We start from the raw sequence: 15,693 nt of genomic DNA on the forward strand, positions 1-15,693 counted from the left end.
ATCGTGGAGTCGGTACGGGCGAACGATCATCCGATCGCGGCTGAAGCCGCTCCTACAAATGCCCGCACGTTTCCGGTCGCACCCGTCGAAACGTCAGGTTGATCCGTTCGCCAACCGGCCGCGTGGTCCGCGGCAGTGCGTGTTTGTAGTTCCGCTGGGTTGCTCCCGACATCAGCAGCAGGCTGCCGTGGCCGAGTTCCAGCGCCACTTTGTGATCCGGCGCGCGCCGATGCTTCAACACGAACCGCCGCGCAGCGCCGAGACTGATCGAGGCAATCACCGGCGTCGGTCCGAGTTCCGGCTCGTCGTCGCTGTGCCATCCCATCGAATCGCGACCATCGCGGTACAGGTTGGCGAGCACGCTGTTGAAGTCCACGCCCAGTTCGTCGGTCAACCGATTTCGGATCGATCGCAGCGCCGCAGGCCACCCATGCGGTTCGAAACGCGTACCGGAATATCGATAAGCCGCGTCCGGATCGCCGATCCAGCAACTCAGGCGCGGACTGTCGACCTCGCGACCGAACATCCTGATGCGATGGACCTCCCACGTGACCTCTCCGCGCAACGCGGCGAACAACGCATCCGCAGCCGCGGGTGGCAGCCAGTCGGGGTCGACAGCCACCCCGGCATCCGGCAGCAACAAGGGTTCCAACGCCATGCGCCAAGCTAGCACGGTGCCCGACATCGATCCGGGCTCTTGCAGGAGCGGCTTCAGCCGCGACCGGATAACGGGTTGCCCACGCCGATTCCACATCGCGGCTGAAACCACTCCCTGCAGAACCGCAACGTCGACCCCATTTGGCGGCTCGCCCCAAACCCGCGACAATTCAGGCCTAGCAAGCAGGAGCCAGCCATGACCGATCCGACCAACGCCCCCGAAGCCGAACGCGACGTGATGGAGTACGACGTCGTCATCGTCGGTGCCGGCCCCGCCGGGCTGTCGGCCGCGATCCGGCTCAAGCAGCTCAATGCCGAAACCACGGTCTGCGTGATCGAGAAATCCTCGACCATCGGCGCCCACATCCTGTCCGGCGCGGTGATCGAGACCGGCCCGCTCGACGCCCTGCTGCCGGACTGGCGCGACAACCCGCCACCGATCTGCGTGCCGGCGACCGAAGACGAGTTCTGGCTGCTGGGCAAGGACGGCGGCCGCAAGCTGCCGGTACCGCCGGGCATGCACAACAAGGGCAACGTGATCGTCAGCCTCGGCGCGATGTGCGCCTGGCTGGCGCCGCAGGCCGAGGCGCTGGGGGTCGAGATCTATCCCGGCTTCGCCGCCGACGAAACCCTGCACGATGACGCGGGCAAGGTCATCGGCGTGCGCATCGGCGACATGGGCGTGGCGAAGGATGGGTCGCACAAGCCCGGCTACACCCAGGGCATCGACATCCAGGCCAAGGTCACCGTACTGGCCGAAGGCGCGCGCGGACACCTGACCAAGCGGCTGGTCAAACGCTTCCAGCTCGACGCCGACAGCGACCCGCAGGGCTACTCGATCGGCATCAAGGAGCTGTGGCAGGTTCCCGGGGAGCGCGTGACACCCGGAAAGATCGTCCACAGCTTCGGCTGGCCTGCCGACACTTCGACCTACGGCGGCAGTTTCATCTACCACCTCGACAAGGGCCGGGTTGCGATCGGTTATGTCAGCGGGCTCGACTACCGCGATCCGCAATACAAGCCGTGGGAAGCGTTCCAGCAGTTCAAGCACCACCCGATGGTCAAGCCGCTGCTGGAAGGCGGCGAGATCATCTCCGCCGGCGCGCGCGCGATCGTGACCGGTGGCTACCAGTCATTGCCGAAGGTCGAGATGCCCGGCGCGCTGCTGATCGGCGACACCGCCGGCCTGCTCAACGTGCCCAAGGTCAAGGGCACCCACCAGGCGATCCGCTCCGGCATGCTCGCCGCCGAACACCTGAATGCCAATGCATTGGCACCGGAAGGATTCGACGCCGCGCTGCGCGACTCGCCCGCAATGGCCGAACTGAAGCAGGTCCGCAACATCAAGCCCGGGTTCAAGCGCGGACTGTGGTGGGGGATGCTCAACGCCGCATGGGAGACCGTCACCGGTGGCCGCTCGCCTTGGACGCTGAAGAACAAGCCCGACTGGTCGTCGCTGCACAAGGTCGGCGAGTTCGAGGAACCCAAGCGCGACTACGTCGACCGCACCCTCGCCCCACGCGACCGCCTTGCCGGCGTCTACTTCGCCGCAACCGAGCACGACGAGGACCAGCCGGTGCACCTGCAGGTCGCCGACACCAGCATCTGCATCGACCGCTGCACCGTCGAATACGACAACCCCTGCACCCGGTTTTGCCCCGCCGGCGTCTACGAAATCGTCGAGGACGAAGCGGCTGGCCGACGCCTGCAGATCAACGCCGCGAACTGCGTGCACTGCAAGACCTGCGACATCAAGGACCCGTACGAGATCATCAACTGGGTGACGCCGGAGGGTGGGTCGGGGCCGAACTACCAGAATCTGTGAACGGACACATCCATCGTGGTGAGCGCGAATCACCACTACACACGGCCTGCCAAGACAAATGCTGATATCCCACAGACATCGATTCCTGTATTTCGTCGTGCCCAAGTGTGCTTCAGCTACGATTCGCAAATCACTGGCTGAATTTTCAGATGTCGGCTGGCCGGTCAGCAACTACCAGCAGCATGTCCCCATCGACAATTTCCTGGAGTCGGAAGAGGGGGGTCTTGCAAACGAATATTTCAAGCTCACCTTCGTTCGTAATCCGTACGACCGAATTTACTCCGGTTACCTGCAGGACCGGTACGCAGCAGACAACTACCCGCGATGGACTACGGTGAAAAAGCCAATATTCGATCGCATTGGCGATGACTTCAGCACGTATTTCAACGAATTCGTGGTCCCCGCCGATGCCAAGCGGGACTGGCAGTGGATATGCTTCTGCCCGATGTACGAGTTCGCGCAGTCGACCTCGGGCCACATCGGTGTCGACTTTGTGGGTCGTGCGGAAAACGTCGAGCAGGACCTCGCCCTTCTCGGCGAACGCCTTGGGCTGCCCATCCGGAAAGCAACGGATGAGAACGTACGGGGACAACCCTGCACCACCAAACCCAAGTATCTCGACAGATACGACAGCACCACGATCCAAGCTGTGAACGAACTGTACGAGCGAGACTTCAGGCAGTTTGGTTACCCGATGCTCGATCCTGCGGGTTTCCCCGGTTAACCGGCCGGCCCGGGGGATCGTAGGCATGCGGATCCCGGGCAGGCAGGAATCGCCGGAACATCTCGTGATTGTCGCCAATGTGCGGGACAAGGATTTCCAGGCGGCGCTCGTCGGTCATGAAATTCGCGGGCGGATGGTCGCGATTGGAATATTCCTTCTGGAGCTTCCGACCCAGCTTTCGCCGTTCGGCAACCTCCAGGTCCGGGAACGCTGCCATGGCCTTTTCGTAGGCCACCACCGACAAGCTGCGGTTGCTTCCCTCCATGTCCAGGGCAGGTACATCAACCCCCTCGATTCCTGCACGTGACAGAAAGTCGAGCACGTAGTGCCGGGCGCCCTGCCTGATGTCCTCGAACAGGCCAACGCTTAGCTTCTCGTGGCCGAATACGTCGGCCAGCAGGTCCAGGCGTCGCTTCCAGGAAAGCGTTTCGATCTCGAGCTTGCGGTAGAACTCTTCGAAAGGCACTGCGATCCCGCCGCCTTTCACGTACTCCAGATACACGGAATTGACGAACGAGTCCTGGCGCCGAACGTAGTAGACGATGCGGATGTCCTCGAACAGCCCAAGATCCCGGAATCGTTGGGCCGAATGTTCCATGTCCCCGTAGAAATGGCGTGGCGCGTTGACCCCCCACAGATGCGCGAAGGAGAAGACGCTTTCCGCAGAGAGCAGCAATGTTTCGGCTCGACTCCCATCAATGAGGTCCCGGAAGAATTCGACTACCTGCAGCCCCAGGGCGGGGTCTTTCCGCGCGGGATGCAGGTAGGCATACCAGCCCGACGCTTTCATCACGTTGTAGTCGACGTACTGGATGCCCCGCGCCAGCAGCGCAGGCGCCATCTCTGCCAGGACACGCTGGATCAGAGTCGTCCCCGTCTTGTGGGCACCGGCGTGCAGGATCAGGCGCATGCGGAATCCGATTGCTGGGCGACGCAGGTAAACGATGGCATCAACCGCGCCCGTCGAGGATCTTGTCGACCAACTGGTGGGCGAGGATGTCGGCATCCAGCTTCGTCGTCTCCATGACTATTTCGGGATGTTCCGGGCGCTCATACGGCGAATCGATGCCGGTGAAGTTCCTCAGCGTGCCCGCGCGGGCCTTGGCATACAGTCCCTTGACGTCGCGCTCCTCGGCAACCTCCAACGGTGTATCCACGAACACTTCGATGAACTCGCCGGTGGCGAACATCTCCCGCGCCATCCGCCGCTCGGCGCGGAACGGCGAGATGAAGCTCACCAACACGACCAGGCCGGCATCGACCATCAGCTTCGCCACCTCGGCAACCCGCCGGATATTCTCCACCCGGTCCTCGTCAGTGAAACCCAGGTCCTTGTTGAGGCCGTGGCGGACGTTGTCGCCATCGAGGATGTAAGTATGATGGCCCATCGCCAGCAGGCGCTTCTCGACCAGGTTGGCAATGGTGGATTTGCCCGAGCCCGACAAGCCGGTGAACCACAGGCACCTGGGCGTCTGGTGCTTGATGCGGGCGCGTGCCGATTTGTCGACGTCGACGTGCTGCCAATGGATGTTGCCCGCGCGGCGCAGTGCAAATTCGATGGTGCCGGCCGCGACGGTGCCGTTGCTTTGGCGGTCGATCAGGATGAACGCGCCGAGGTCACGGTTGTCGGCGTACTTCTCGAACGCGACCGGCTGGTCCAGATAGAGATTGCAGTATGCGACCTCGTTCAGTTCCAGCGACTTGGCGGCGAGTTCGTCCTGGGTGTTGACATCGATCTTGTGCTTGATTTCGGTGATCTGGGCGCCGACGGTGCGGGTACCGATCTTCAACCAGTAGGGACGCCCTGGCAGCAACGGCTGGTCGCCCATCCAGATCAGGTGCGCAGCGAACTGGTCGGCGGCTTCGGCTGGATTGCTGGCGGCAGCGATCACGTCGCCGCGGCTGGCGTCGATCTCGTCGGCCAGGGTGAAGGTGACTGCCTGGCCGGGGACGGCACACTGCAGGTCGCCGTCGGCGGTGACGATGCGGGTGATCTTCGAGCGCTGCCCGGATGGCACCACCACGATCTCCTCGCCGACCGCCGCCGGCGCGGCCACGACCGTGCCTGAAAAGCCGCGGAAATCCTGGTTGGGGCGGTTGACCCATTGCACTGGCAGGCGGAAGCCACTGGCACCGGCCTCGCGACTGGCGTCCACGGTCTCCAGGTGCTGCAGCAGGCTGGGGCCGTCGTACCACGGCGTATTGGGCGAGGCTTCCAGCATGTTGTCGCCCTTCAGTGCCGACAACGGGATGCAGGTGACCTCGGAGATCCCGAGCTGGCCGGCGAGCTCGCGATATCCGGCGACGATGTCGTCGAATATCTTCGGGTCGTAGTCGACCAGGTCCATCTTGTTGACCGCCAGCACCACGTGGCGTATGCCCAGCAGCGAGACGATGTAGCTGTGCCGATGGGTCTGCGTCAGCAGGCCCTTGCGCGCATCGACGAGCACGATGGCCAGGTCGGCGGTGGATGCGCCGGTGACCATGTTGCGCGTGTACTGCTCGTGGCCGGGGCAGTCGGCGACGATGAACTTGCGCTTGTCCGTGCCAAAGAACCGGTACGCGACATCGATGGTGATGCCCTGCTCGCGCTCGGCGGACAGACCGTCGACCAGCAACGCGAAATCGATATCCTCGCCTTGCGTGCCATGCCGACGGCTGTCAGATTCCAGCGCGGACAACTGGTCGTCCAGCAGCAACTTGGTGTCGTGCAGCAGGCGACCTATCAGTGTGCTCTTGCCGTCATCGACGCTGCCGCAAGTGATGAAGCGCAGCAGCCCCTTGGTCTCGTGCTGCTGCAGGTAGGCGGCGACGGTGTCGCGCGAATCGGCTGCGGAAACGGTGCCTTGGCTCATCAGAAATAGCCCTCCTGCTTCTTCTTCTCCATCGATGCGGAAGGATCCTGGTCGATGACGCGCCCCTGGCGTTCGGAGGTGGTGGCAACCAGCATTTCGGCGATGATCGCCTCCAGCGTTTCAGCATCCGACTCGATCGCACCGGTCAGGGGATAGCAGCCCAACGTGCGGAAGCGTACTTTCTTCATCAACGGCGTCTCGCCATCGCGCAGCGGCAGACGATCGTCATCGACCATGATCAGTGCGCCGTCGCGTTCGACGACCGGCCGCTCCTTGGCGAAGTACAGCGATGGCACCGGGATGTTCTCGCGGAAGATGTAGAGCCAAACGTCGAGTTCGGTCCAGTTGGAGATGGGAAACACTCGGACCGACTCGCCCTTGTGGGTGCGCGTGTTGTAGAGGTTCCACAACTCCGGGCGCTGGTTCTTTGGATCCCAACGATGCTGGTCGTTGCGGAAGCTGAAGATGCGTTCCTTGGCGCGCGATTTTTCCTCGTCGCGGCGAGCGCCGCCGATCGCGGCATCGAAGCCCCATTTGTCCAGCGCCTGCTTCAGGCTCTGGGTCTTCATCACGTCCGTATGCACGGTGGCACCGTGGCTGATCGGGCCGATACCCTGGGCCACGCCCTCGGCGTTGGTGTGGGTGCGCAGCTCCACGCCGGTTTCGCGGGCGCGCTGGTTGCGGAACGCGATCATCTCGCCGAACTTCCAGCCGGTGTCCACGTGCAGCATCGGGATCGGCGGTCTGGCTGGATGGAATGCCTTGACCAGAAGGTGCAGCAAGACCGAACTGTCCTTGCCGACCGAGTACATCATCACCGGATTCTGAAAGCCGGCGGCGACCTCGCGCAGGATGTGGATGCTCTCGGCTTCGAGTCGGTCGAGATGGGATAGGACTTTTTTATCCAGCATGGGGGAACAGGATCCTTGTTGAAACAAAGGGCCGACAACGCCATTAAAAGGGCCACATTCTTGGAATCGCCCACAATACCGCGGTTCCCACGACCAGGGACAAAGGGGCACCTACCTTCAGGTAATCCGAAAAGCGATACCCCCCCGGCCCGTAGATCATGAGGTTGGTCTGGTAACCGATCGGCGTCATGAACCCGGCGGATGCACCCATCATGATCGCGATCACGAACGGCATGGGTTCAACTCCAAGTTGCTGCGCCGCTGAGAGTCCGATCGGGAACATCAGGACCGCCGCGGCGTTGTTGGTCAGTATCTCGGTCGCGATCACCGATGCCACGTACACCAGTACCAAGGTCAGGTAAGGGTCGGCATTGGCCCACGCACCCAGCCCGGTGGCCACAACCGCGGCGACCCCGCTCTTGTCCATGGCAGCGCCCAGTGCGAAGGAACAGGCGATGACCACGATCAGCCGAAGGTCGAAACTACGACGCAGCTCGGCCAGGCTGACGCAGCGCGCGGCAATCGCCATGGCGGCAGCCGCCATCGCTGAAACCAGAATGTCGAGTCCAACTATCGTGTTGGCCGCGACCATCAGGCCGATGAGGGCAAGCACCGTCACCGCCCCGCGCCTGTCGACCGGTGCCGCCCCATCGATGTCACTGGCAACGAGGAAATCAGGCGAGCCACCATGGCGCTTCAGGAATCCATTGTCGGTTTCCATCAGCAAGGTGTCACCCGGCTGCAACACCACGTCGCCGGGCTTCTGGTGCAGCCGCTGGCCGTGCCGGGAAATTGCTATCACGGCAGCGTTGTACCGCGACCTGAAGCCCGATTCGACCAGCGTTCCTCCAACCGCCGGACAGAAGCGGGACAAGACCACCTCCACCAGGCGGCGCTGCCCACCTGCGTCATCGACCTTGAAGACCTGGTCCGTCGCCAGCCTCAATCCACCAAGGCTGCGCAACTCGCGCAGAGCATCACCTGCCCCTACGAATACGAGCCGATCCCCGGCGCGCAATTGCGTATCCGGGCCCACGACCGCATGAACGCGGCCATCGCGCACCAGCTCGATCAGGTAGGAGCCCGCGAGGTGCCGCAAACCCGCCTGGTCGATCGTCCTGCCCGCGATGCCTGCCTCGGGTTCGACCAGCATCTCCATCGCATACTCCCGGGTATCCGCCACGGCCTGCTGCATCGCCGAGCGGCGCGTCGGCAGGAGCCAGCGCCCCAGGGTCAGGAGGTAGGTGACGCCCGCAGTCGCCGCCACGACGCCGACGCCCAGCGGCGTGAACATATGCAACGCGGGCAGGCCCGCCTGGAGCACGAGCCCGGCGACGATCAGGTTGGTGCTGGTACCGACCAGCGTGCACATCCCTCCCAGGATCGTGGCGTAGTTCATCGGCATCAGCAGCTTTGACGGTGGAACGCCGCTGCGACGGCTCCAGCTCTCGACCGCGGACGTCAGCATCGCCACGATGGGCGTGTTGTTGATGAAGGCACTCAAGGGTGCCGAGAACCCGATCATCCGTGCCTGCGCGGCGATCTCGCCCCGGGGCCTGCCTAGGATCCAATCGCCAATCCAGCGAATCGCGCCGGTGGTCTTGAGCGCAGCGACAAGCACGAATAACAACGCGACCGTCAGCACCCCCGGGTTCCAGAAGCCAGCCAGGGCTTCGCCGGGACCAAGCACCCCGCTCAGCAAAAGCGCGAGGGCAGCTGCGGCAAGGACGCGGTCGGGACTGAATCGCTCCCACAGCAGCAGCGTCAGCGTCGCCAGGACGACGGCGATGGTGAACCAGCCTTGCCATTCGAGCGCGCCTGTCATCTGGATGAAACCGCCCCTCAGCGGGACGGCAATTCGTCCTTCCGCGTGAAGTAGACCGTGCCCCTCGCGCCGGGCGCAACCGCCTTGCGCGCAGGATTGACCCCCACACCCACGCCAGGCTCAGCGGATCCCGCCTGGCCACTTGGTGCGGCGCCGCCTTGCCATGAAGGACCGACTTCCAGGGGCACTCCGGTGGCCACACTGCATGTGGGAAGCCCGGGGCTCCCGCCCACGCTCCGGCATCCGGGAGCCGGGTCAGCCGTCGATGATCCCGCAGCCGGTTTTCGCACGCAGTTCCTCTTCGGACACGATCGGGGCCAGCTCCACGAGCTTGAGTCCCGCGTCGGTCACGTCCAACACCGCCAGGTCAGTGATGATCCGGCTGACCACACCCACACCCGTCAACGGCAACGTGCACTCCGGCAGGATCTTCGGCTCGCCGTGCTTGGTGGTGTGCTCCATCAGCACCACCACCCGCTTGACCCCGGCGACCAGGTCCATCGCCCCCCCCATGCCCTTGACCATCTTGCCCGGCACCATCCAGTTGGCCAGATCGCCCTTGTCGGTGACCTCCATGCCACCGAGGATCGCCAGATCGATGTGGCCGCCACGGATCATCGCGAAACTGTCATGGCTGCCGAAATAGCTGGCGCCCTCGCGTGCGGTGACGGTCTGCTTGCCCGCGTTGATCAGGTCGGCATCGATCTCGCCCTCGGTCGGGAACGGGCCGATGCCGAGCAGGCCGTTCTCGGACTGCAACCATACGTCGACGCCATCGGGAATGTAGTTGGCCACCAGCGTCGGCAGGCCGATGCCGAGGTTGACGTAGGCGCCGTCGGTGAGTTCCTGCGCGGCGCGTTGCGCCATCTGCTCGCGGGTCCAGGCCATTTCAATTGCCTCCTTGGCGCACGGTGCGCTGCTCGATGCGTTTCTCGGGGGTCGGGTTGTGCACGATGCGATCGACGTAGATGCCGGGCAGATGGACGTGGTCGGGGTCGATCGCACCGGTCTCGACGACCTCCTCGACCTCGACGATGCAGACCTTGCCAGCCATCGCGCAGGCCGGGTTGAAGTTGCGCGCGGTCTTGCGGAACAGCAGATTGCCGGCCTTGTCGGCCTTCCATGCCTTGACCAGCGAAACGTCCGCGACCAGCGCGGTTTCCAGCACGTAGTGGCGGCCGTCGATCTCGCGGGTCTCCTTGCCCTCGGCGACTACGGTGCCGTAGCCGGTCGCGGTGAAGAACGCCGGGATGCCTGCGCCGCCGGCGCGCAGGCGCTCGGCGAGGGTGCCTTGCGGATTGAACTCGAGCTCGAGCTCACCGGCGAGGAACTGCCGCTCGAACTCCTTGTTCTCGCCGACGTAGGACGAAATCATCTTCCTGATCTGGCGGGTTCCCAGCAGCTGGCCGAGGCCAAATCCGTCAACGCCGGCGTTGTTGGAGATCGCGGTCAGGCCCTTGACGCCGGAATCGCGCAACGCGGCGATCAGCGCCTCGGGGATGCCGCACAGGCCGAAGCCGCCGACCGCGAGGGTCTGGTTGTCGGCGACGACGCCTTCGAGCGCCGCCTTGGCGTCTGGATAGAGCTTGCTCTTCACTTCGCCGGTGGCGGGCGAGGCGACGCTGGTCTGGGCCATGGGCCAACTCCTTTGCGGGGGTATGCTTTGCGGACGCCCAAGTCTACCGTGAGCTGCCCTGCGGTCGAACCAATCGCGGATACGGGGTGGCGCATTGCCTATAATTCCCGAACACCGCCGACCGGAGCCGGAATGAAGATCGAGCAGTTCAGCTCCGGCTTGCGCCTCGGCGAGGACGGCATCTATTTTTCCCCTGGGTCGCGGGCGGTGTCCTATTCCGAGACAGGCCATGCGGACTGCTATCAGGTGGAGGACTCATCATTCTGGTTCAGGCACCGCAACCGCTGCATTGCCTCCGTGGTCGCCAACCACCAATACTCCGGGCTGATGCTGGACCTGGGCGGTGGCAACGGCTACGTTTCACAGGGTCTGGCGGCAGACGGCAACGAGGTGTTGCTACTGGAGCCGGGGCAACTCGGCGCGCGCAATGCCCGGCTACATCGTGGGCTTTCCCACGTCGTCTGCGCAACGGTCGAAGAAGCTGGTTTCCTGCCCGGCAGTTTCGGCGCGATCGGTATGTTCGACGTGATCGAGCACATCGATGCGGACCGGCAATTCCTGGAATCGATCACACCGCTGCTAGCCCCCGGGGGCAAGCTGTATCTGACGGTCCCGTGTCATCAGTGGCTATGGTCGGGAGCGGACGAACGCGCCGGCCACTATCGCCGCCACGATCTCACCAGTCTCCAAAAGTTGCTGGCGGGGCTGTTCTCGGTTGACTACATCAGCTATTTCTTTCGTCCGCTGGTCCTGCCGCAATTCCTGCTGCGGGCACTGCCACACCGACTGGGCTTGGGTCGCGGCGGCGTGCTCTCCGCGAAGGCCGAGCACGGCTCCGGCAACGGTCCCTCCGCGCGACTGCTGTCGAAGCTGCTTGATGGCGAAGCTCGCGCCATCGCCGCCGACCAGTCGCTTCACTACGGCGCCAGTGCGATTGTCGCGGCCTCGCGGATCGACTGACCGCACGCGCCGCCATGGCGCGCCGGAGACACGTTGCGGCAAGCAAAAAGGGCTTCCAAGTGCTGGTTGGTAACTAACCCGCCTGCAGTTCTTCGGCCTTGGCGTAGAACTCGTTGATGGTGTTGGCGTCATTGAGGTCGAACTCTCCAAAGTTGAGCCCGGTGATCGCCTCGACTTCCAACACCAGGTTCATGCTGTCGAGTGAGTCCAGTCCCGCATCGGTGAACTGCTCGTCATCGGCGATGGTCACCGAATCCATGTTTTTGACGCGCTTGATGCCTTCGATCACTGCCGCTCGGAACTCGTCTTTGTCAACCATGTTCTAGCCTCGGGTCGTGTTGTGTGTATCGATGAGTGATTCGAGCGCCATTGTGGCCCACGACAGCCCTACGCCAAAGCCACTAAGCAGGATGCGCGCCGGGGGAGACGACAGCCGATTTTCAAGTAGCAGCGGCAGGGACGAAGACACCGTATTACCGGTCTGCCCGGCCTCGAACGGCGCCTTCTCCGGCGGCAGGCCCAGCTTGCGCGCGAGATTGTCAACGATAAACCGGCTGCCTTGGTGCAGCAGGAACAAGTCGATGTCGTCCTGCGACAACCCCTCCCTTTCCAGGTAGCGCTGGATCTGCGCCGGCACCTCGGTCATGCTGAACTTGAACACATTGCTGCCAAGCATTTTGAGTCGGCCGCCGCGCTCCGCCACCGAGATCGAGTGGCCCAGCGACCCGTCCGTTCCGAACATGGCGGGCCGGCAACGATAGACAGGCTCTTCACCTAGCCAGGTCACCGTCGCCGCATCGCCAAACAGCAGCTCGGTATCCCAGTCTTGCTGGTCGATGATCTTGGAATAGGGATCGGCGGTGAACAGCAGGCCCGAGCGCAGGCTGTTGGCCGCCATGAACGCGGTGATCATGGACAGTCCGTAGACGTAGCCAGAGCATCCCAGCGAGATGTCGAAACATGCAACGTCGTGGCCAAGTCCGAGTTTGCGATGCACAACCGCCGAGGTGTGCGGCAGGCCATGTGCATCCGGATTTTGAGTGCAAACGATCAGGCAGTCTATTGCACTGCCGTCGAACGCGGGCTGGGCCTTGAGCGCCTCGTGGGCGGCCACGCACAAGTCCGAGGTTTCCTGGCCAGCATCGCGCTTGGCGAGCGATTCGAAGCCGATCTTGTCACGGATGAATGCCTCGTCCTTGCCGGCATCCTGCTTGCGCGCGATGTTCGAAACCCGATTGGAAGCAATATAACTGCCGATCGCCTTTATGCCGATCATTTCCACTCACCAAAAAATATCTGCCCCAGATTTTTCCCATTCGTGCAAATCTCGCCCTGATAAAACTCCCCTATTCGGCGGGTGTAACGAACTTCCACTGGAAGCTCCGGCAGTTCCGAAAACCGGGCGCGCACGAATACGACTTTAGGCTTATGGGTCACCACAGTCCGGTGCAATATTGCTTTGAACCCAGCGACAATCGCCTCCATCACGGTGTATTCCCCTATCTCGGAGGGCACCTCGACGCCATCCGGAGTAAACACGAACCGGTCAACCAGGGCTTCTTCGTCATACGGAACGGATTCGACGATTTCTTGATCACGCTCTACGACGAAGACAGTCGCTTCGCTGTCCCGCCAGACCGCAACCGAGGCTGATTCGTTCTCGGGCGGTACGGATTGATAACGAACTTGCCGCACCGTCTTCTTGTTGAACTTGAAATCAACCGACTTCACGTCATCGCCACGAACCAGCAGTATGTCGTCGAATAATGTCGCGCTTTGCAAATAATTCCGAGCGCCCCGAAAAGGCAGATCTCGATCAAGGTTCATCGCGGTTTTCCTTAAGAAAGCGTTTCATGTTCCTGCCATGTGGCAAGGCAAAATTTCCCGACACATCGCCTTTGGCTGGCACATCCTGGATCACCACTGCTCCGAGCCGGACTTCCGACCCTTCACCAACCACAACCATGTTGGACACCGTGGCCGACGCGCCAATCCAGGCCCGTGCTCCGACCGTAGCCCGTCCCGCAATGACCACGTTGCTGGACACGGTGGCGGCCTCGCCCACCTGCACGTCATGGCCGATGTTGCTGAGGATGCCGATGTGGGCGTCCTTGCCGATACGGGTGGCTTCTCCCCGAACCGCCGAGCGTACGATCACGGCACCGGCATGGATGAACGCACCTTCACCGATCGACACGCCGCCAAAATGCGGGACATGCTGACGCACACCAAGAATGGTCTTGGCATACAAACCTTCGCACCCAACGACCGCGCCCGCATCGACCCGGACATCGCGGCCGATTTCGACCGGACCATTGATCACCACCCGTGGGCCGATGTGAGCGCCGGGGCCGACCCGGACATCACCGCGTAGTACCGCGGAAGCATCGATAAATGCGGTGACGTCGACCTCTCTTGCGTCGACCTGCGGTTCGACCACCTGGCCCAGATGCAGGTGGTGATAAAGCTGATCGGCCTTCTCGCAAGCGATCAGCGCCTTGCCAGCGACCGTTTCACGGCCGGCCAGGGCCGGCGGCAGGATGATCGCAACCACATCCGGGTTGTCCCGGGCTGTTGCGAGGTACTCGCGGTTCATCGCCAGGCACACAATTCCGGCCTGGGCGGTCCATACGAAACCGGTCTGACGTGCTAACCCCAGCACCTCCGGATCGCGTATCTCGGAAATCCCGAAGGCAACGGAAACCTGCTCAAGCAACCGAGCCAGCGGTGTCGACCAACTGGACATCAATCGCTCCCAAGCACCGGCCGATGCCATTCACGACCGACCATAAACATCCTCCAACCGCACGATGTCATCCTCGCCTAGATAACTGCCCGATTGCACTTCGATCAGTTCCACCGGCTCGGTGCCATGGTTGCGCAACCGGTGCACGCTGCCCAGCGGGATGAAGGTGCTCTCGTTCTCGTGCAGGTCGAACACCCGGTCATCGCAGGTCACCTCGGCCACGCCGGACACCACCACCCAGTGTTCGGCGCGGTGCGCGTGCTTCTGCAGGCTCAGGGCCGCGCCGGGCTTGACCACGATGCGCTTGACCTGGAAACGCTCGCCGACGCCGATGGAATCGTAGCTGCCCCACGGCCGGTAGACCTTGCGATGAAACAAGTGTTCGTTACGACCGGCGGCCTTGAGCGCGTCGACCACGGCCTTGACGTCCTGCACCCGGTCCTTGCGCGCGACCAGCGTCGCATCGGGGGTATCGATGATGACCAGGTCGTCGACACCGATGGTGGCGATCATGCGCCGGTCAGACGCCTTGATCAGGCTGTCATGGGTATCGATCGAGATCACGTCGCCTTCGTTGCGGTTGCCGTCGGCATCGTGCTCGGCGACCGCCCATAGCGACGTCCACGAACCGATGTCGCTCCAGCCGCAGCTGACCGGCACCACCGCGGCGCGGCCGGTCTTCTCCATCACTGCGTAGTCGATGGAGTCGCTGGGGCTGGCGGCGAAGGCATCGGCGTCTACCCGGATGAAATCCAGGTCCGACGAGGCTGCAGCATGGGCCGCGCGGGCTGCCGCGAGGATCTCCGGGGCGTGCCGACCCAGCTCGTCCAGATATTTCCGCGCGCCGAACAGGAACATGCCCGAGTTCCAGGCATAGTTGCCCTCGGCCAGGTACTTCTCGGCGGTGGCGAGGTCGGGCTTCTCGACGAAGCGCTCGATCCGGTAGCCACCCTCGCCCAGCGCGGCGCCGCGCAGGATGTAACCGTAACCCGTCTCTGCGTAATCGGGCTTGATCCCGAACGCCACCAGCCAGTCTTCGCTGCCAAGGCCCCGGGCTGTCGCCACCGCCGCCTGGAACGCCGCCTCGTCCTCGATCAGGTGATCGGCCGGCATCACCAGCATCGTCGCTTCGGGGTCGGATTCCAGCACGTGCAGCGCCGCCAGTGCGATCGCCGGTGCGGTGTTGCGCGCCATCGGCTCGAGCACGATGCCGCCGCTGCCCACGTCGATCGCCTGCAACTGCTCACCGACCATGAACCGGTGGTCGTCACTGCACACCGTCACCGGCGGCTGCGCGCCCGGCAACGCATTGGCCCGGAGGATGGTCTCCTGGTACAGCGACCGCTCGCCGACCAGCGCCAGGAATTGCTTGGGCTGGTTCTGGCGCGACAGCGGCCATAACCGGGTCCCGCTACCGCCACTGAGTACCACCGGATGCAGCATGGCCAAACCTCTTCGTTCGCGGGTGCCGCAAGAATAGCCGACGCGCGCCCGGTCATGCGGGCCCCGGGCCGCTCCGCTAGAATGGCCGGTCATCGGCCCCCACGGCCGCGC

15 protein-coding genes are annotated in these 15,693 nt (G+C 63.4%); 3 read left to right on the plus strand and 12 right to left on the minus strand.

Annotated features, from left to right (window positions below; all coding sequences use genetic code 11):
- Positions 1-52: 52 nt before the first annotated feature.
- The gene (locus tag ACT9F5_RS06940; protein ID WP_445119153.1) at positions 53-658 is read right to left on the minus strand and encodes an alpha-ketoglutarate-dependent dioxygenase AlkB; all 606 of its coding nucleotides are present in this window, start codon (positions 656-658) and stop codon (positions 53-55) included.
- Positions 659-853: 195 nt separating this feature from the next.
- On the opposite strand from ACT9F5_RS06940, the gene ACT9F5_RS06945 reads away from it, so the two are divergent.
- Both ACT9F5_RS06945 and ACT9F5_RS06950 read left to right on the plus strand, forming a co-directional pair.
- A complete protein-coding gene (locus tag ACT9F5_RS06945; protein ID WP_445119154.1) occupies positions 854-2,482 on the plus strand; it encodes a 4Fe-4S dicluster domain-containing protein in 1,629 nt (542 codons plus the stop codon).
- A gap of 58 nt (positions 2,483-2,540) precedes the next feature.
- On the plus strand, positions 2,541-3,206 hold the full coding sequence (locus tag ACT9F5_RS06950; RefSeq protein WP_445119155.1) for a sulfotransferase family 2 domain-containing protein: 666 nt from the start codon (positions 2,541-2,543) through the stop codon (positions 3,204-3,206).
- Here the strand turns inward: ACT9F5_RS06950 and ACT9F5_RS06955 are convergent.
- The 6 genes from ACT9F5_RS06955 to ACT9F5_RS06980 all read right to left on the minus strand — a co-directional run bounded on the left by ACT9F5_RS06955 (position 3,157) and on the right by ACT9F5_RS06980 (position 10,433).
- On the minus strand, positions 3,157-4,116 hold the full coding sequence (locus ACT9F5_RS06955; protein WP_445119156.1) for a hypothetical protein: 960 nt from the start codon (positions 4,114-4,116) through the stop codon (positions 3,157-3,159). The two genes, ACT9F5_RS06950 and ACT9F5_RS06955, sit on opposite strands and share 50 nt — an antisense overlap.
- A 40-nt stretch (positions 4,117-4,156) precedes the next feature.
- A complete protein-coding gene (gene cysN / locus ACT9F5_RS06960) occupies positions 4,157-6,061 on the minus strand; it encodes a sulfate adenylyltransferase subunit CysN (protein WP_445119157.1) in 1,905 nt (634 codons plus the stop codon).
- Positions 6,061-6,972 carry a sulfate adenylyltransferase subunit CysD gene (gene cysD / locus ACT9F5_RS06965; RefSeq protein ID WP_445119158.1) on the minus strand — a complete coding sequence of 304 codons (912 nt, stop codon included), beginning with the start codon at positions 6,970-6,972 and terminating at the stop codon, positions 6,061-6,063. The genes cysN and cysD overlap by 1 nt, the downstream gene beginning before the upstream one ends.
- 43 nt (positions 6,973-7,015) lie before the next feature.
- On the minus strand, positions 7,016-8,797 hold the full coding sequence (locus tag ACT9F5_RS06970; protein ID WP_445119159.1) for an SLC13 family permease: 1,782 nt from the start codon (positions 8,795-8,797) through the stop codon (positions 7,016-7,018).
- 255 nt (positions 8,798-9,052) lie between these two features.
- Entirely contained in the window at positions 9,053-9,685 is a 633-nt protein-coding gene (locus tag ACT9F5_RS06975; protein WP_445119160.1) for a 3-oxoacid CoA-transferase subunit B, read from the minus strand.
- Position 9,686: 1 nt separating this feature from the next.
- The gene (locus ACT9F5_RS06980) at positions 9,687-10,433 is read right to left on the minus strand and encodes a 3-oxoacid CoA-transferase subunit A (protein ID WP_445119161.1); all 747 of its coding nucleotides are present in this window, start codon (positions 10,431-10,433) and stop codon (positions 9,687-9,689) included.
- Positions 10,434-10,565: 132 nt separating this feature from the next.
- On the opposite strand from ACT9F5_RS06980, the gene ACT9F5_RS06985 reads away from it, so the two are divergent.
- Positions 10,566-11,393, plus strand: a complete 828-nt coding sequence (locus ACT9F5_RS06985) for a methyltransferase domain-containing protein (protein WP_445119162.1) — start codon at positions 10,566-10,568, stop codon at positions 11,391-11,393.
- A 73-nt stretch (positions 11,394-11,466) separates the two neighbouring features.
- Here the strand turns inward: ACT9F5_RS06985 and ACT9F5_RS06990 are convergent, their stop codons facing one another.
- The 5 genes from ACT9F5_RS06990 to ACT9F5_RS07010 are packed head-to-tail and all read right to left on the minus strand — an operon-like array spanning position 11,467 to position 15,588.
- Complete coding sequence (locus ACT9F5_RS06990; protein ID WP_445119163.1) at positions 11,467-11,712, minus strand: phosphopantetheine-binding protein; 246 nt, start codon at positions 11,710-11,712, stop codon at positions 11,467-11,469.
- A 3-nt stretch (positions 11,713-11,715) separates the two neighbouring features.
- Positions 11,716-12,669, minus strand: coding sequence for a 3-oxoacyl-[acyl-carrier-protein] synthase III C-terminal domain-containing protein (locus ACT9F5_RS06995; RefSeq protein ID WP_445119164.1), 954 nt, complete (start codon positions 12,667-12,669; stop codon positions 11,716-11,718).
- Complete coding sequence (locus ACT9F5_RS07000) at positions 12,666-13,220, minus strand: hypothetical protein (RefSeq protein ID WP_445119165.1); 555 nt, start codon at positions 13,218-13,220, stop codon at positions 12,666-12,668. Before ACT9F5_RS07000 ends, ACT9F5_RS06995 begins: the two co-directional genes overlap by 4 nt.
- The gene (locus tag ACT9F5_RS07005) at positions 13,210-14,139 is read right to left on the minus strand and encodes a DapH/DapD/GlmU-related protein (RefSeq protein ID WP_445119166.1); all 930 of its coding nucleotides are present in this window, start codon (positions 14,137-14,139) and stop codon (positions 13,210-13,212) included. Before ACT9F5_RS07005 ends, ACT9F5_RS07000 begins: the two co-directional genes overlap by 11 nt.
- A 30-nt stretch (positions 14,140-14,169) precedes the next feature.
- On the minus strand, positions 14,170-15,588 hold the full coding sequence (locus ACT9F5_RS07010) for a mannose-1-phosphate guanylyltransferase/mannose-6-phosphate isomerase (RefSeq protein ID WP_445119167.1): 1,419 nt from the start codon (positions 15,586-15,588) through the stop codon (positions 14,170-14,172).
- Positions 15,589-15,693: the final 105 nt, after the last annotated feature.

This window comes from Lysobacter sp. F6437 (assembly GCF_052547215.1).

Bases quoted from the DNA above. Each gene is read 5' to 3' on its own strand.
- cysD (WP_445119158.1), bottom strand. From the start codon at position 6,972: ATGCTGGATAAAAAAGTCCTATCCCATCTCGACCGACTCGAAGCCGAG.
- ACT9F5_RS06945 (WP_445119154.1), top strand. From the start codon at position 854: ATGACCGATCCGACCAACGCCCCCGAAGCCGAACGCGACGTGATGGAG.
- ACT9F5_RS07005 (WP_445119166.1), bottom strand. From the start codon at position 14,139: ATGTCCAGTTGGTCGACACCGCTGGCTCGGTTGCTTGAGCAGGTTTCC.
- ACT9F5_RS06940 (WP_445119153.1), bottom strand. From the start codon at position 658: ATGGCGTTGGAACCCTTGTTGCTGCCGGATGCCGGGGTGGCTGTCGAC.
- ACT9F5_RS06980 (WP_445119161.1), bottom strand. From the start codon at position 10,433: ATGGCCCAGACCAGCGTCGCCTCGCCCGCCACCGGCGAAGTGAAGAGC.
- ACT9F5_RS06950 (WP_445119155.1), top strand. From the start codon at position 2,541: ATGCTGATATCCCACAGACATCGATTCCTGTATTTCGTCGTGCCCAAG.
- ACT9F5_RS06955 (WP_445119156.1), bottom strand. From the start codon at position 4,116: ATGCGCCTGATCCTGCACGCCGGTGCCCACAAGACGGGGACGACTCTG.
- ACT9F5_RS06975 (WP_445119160.1), bottom strand. From the start codon at position 9,685: ATGGCCTGGACCCGCGAGCAGATGGCGCAACGCGCCGCGCAGGAACTC.
- cysN (WP_445119157.1), bottom strand. From the start codon at position 6,061: ATGAGCCAAGGCACCGTTTCCGCAGCCGATTCGCGCGACACCGTCGCC.
- ACT9F5_RS06970 (WP_445119159.1), bottom strand. From the start codon at position 8,797: ATGACAGGCGCGCTCGAATGGCAAGGCTGGTTCACCATCGCCGTCGTC.
- ACT9F5_RS06995 (WP_445119164.1), bottom strand. From the start codon at position 12,669: ATGATCGGCATAAAGGCGATCGGCAGTTATATTGCTTCCAATCGGGTT.
- ACT9F5_RS06985 (WP_445119162.1), top strand. From the start codon at position 10,566: ATGAAGATCGAGCAGTTCAGCTCCGGCTTGCGCCTCGGCGAGGACGGC.
- ACT9F5_RS07000 (WP_445119165.1), bottom strand. From the start codon at position 13,220: ATGAACCTTGATCGAGATCTGCCTTTTCGGGGCGCTCGGAATTATTTG.
- ACT9F5_RS06990 (WP_445119163.1), bottom strand. From the start codon at position 11,712: ATGGTTGACAAAGACGAGTTCCGAGCGGCAGTGATCGAAGGCATCAAG.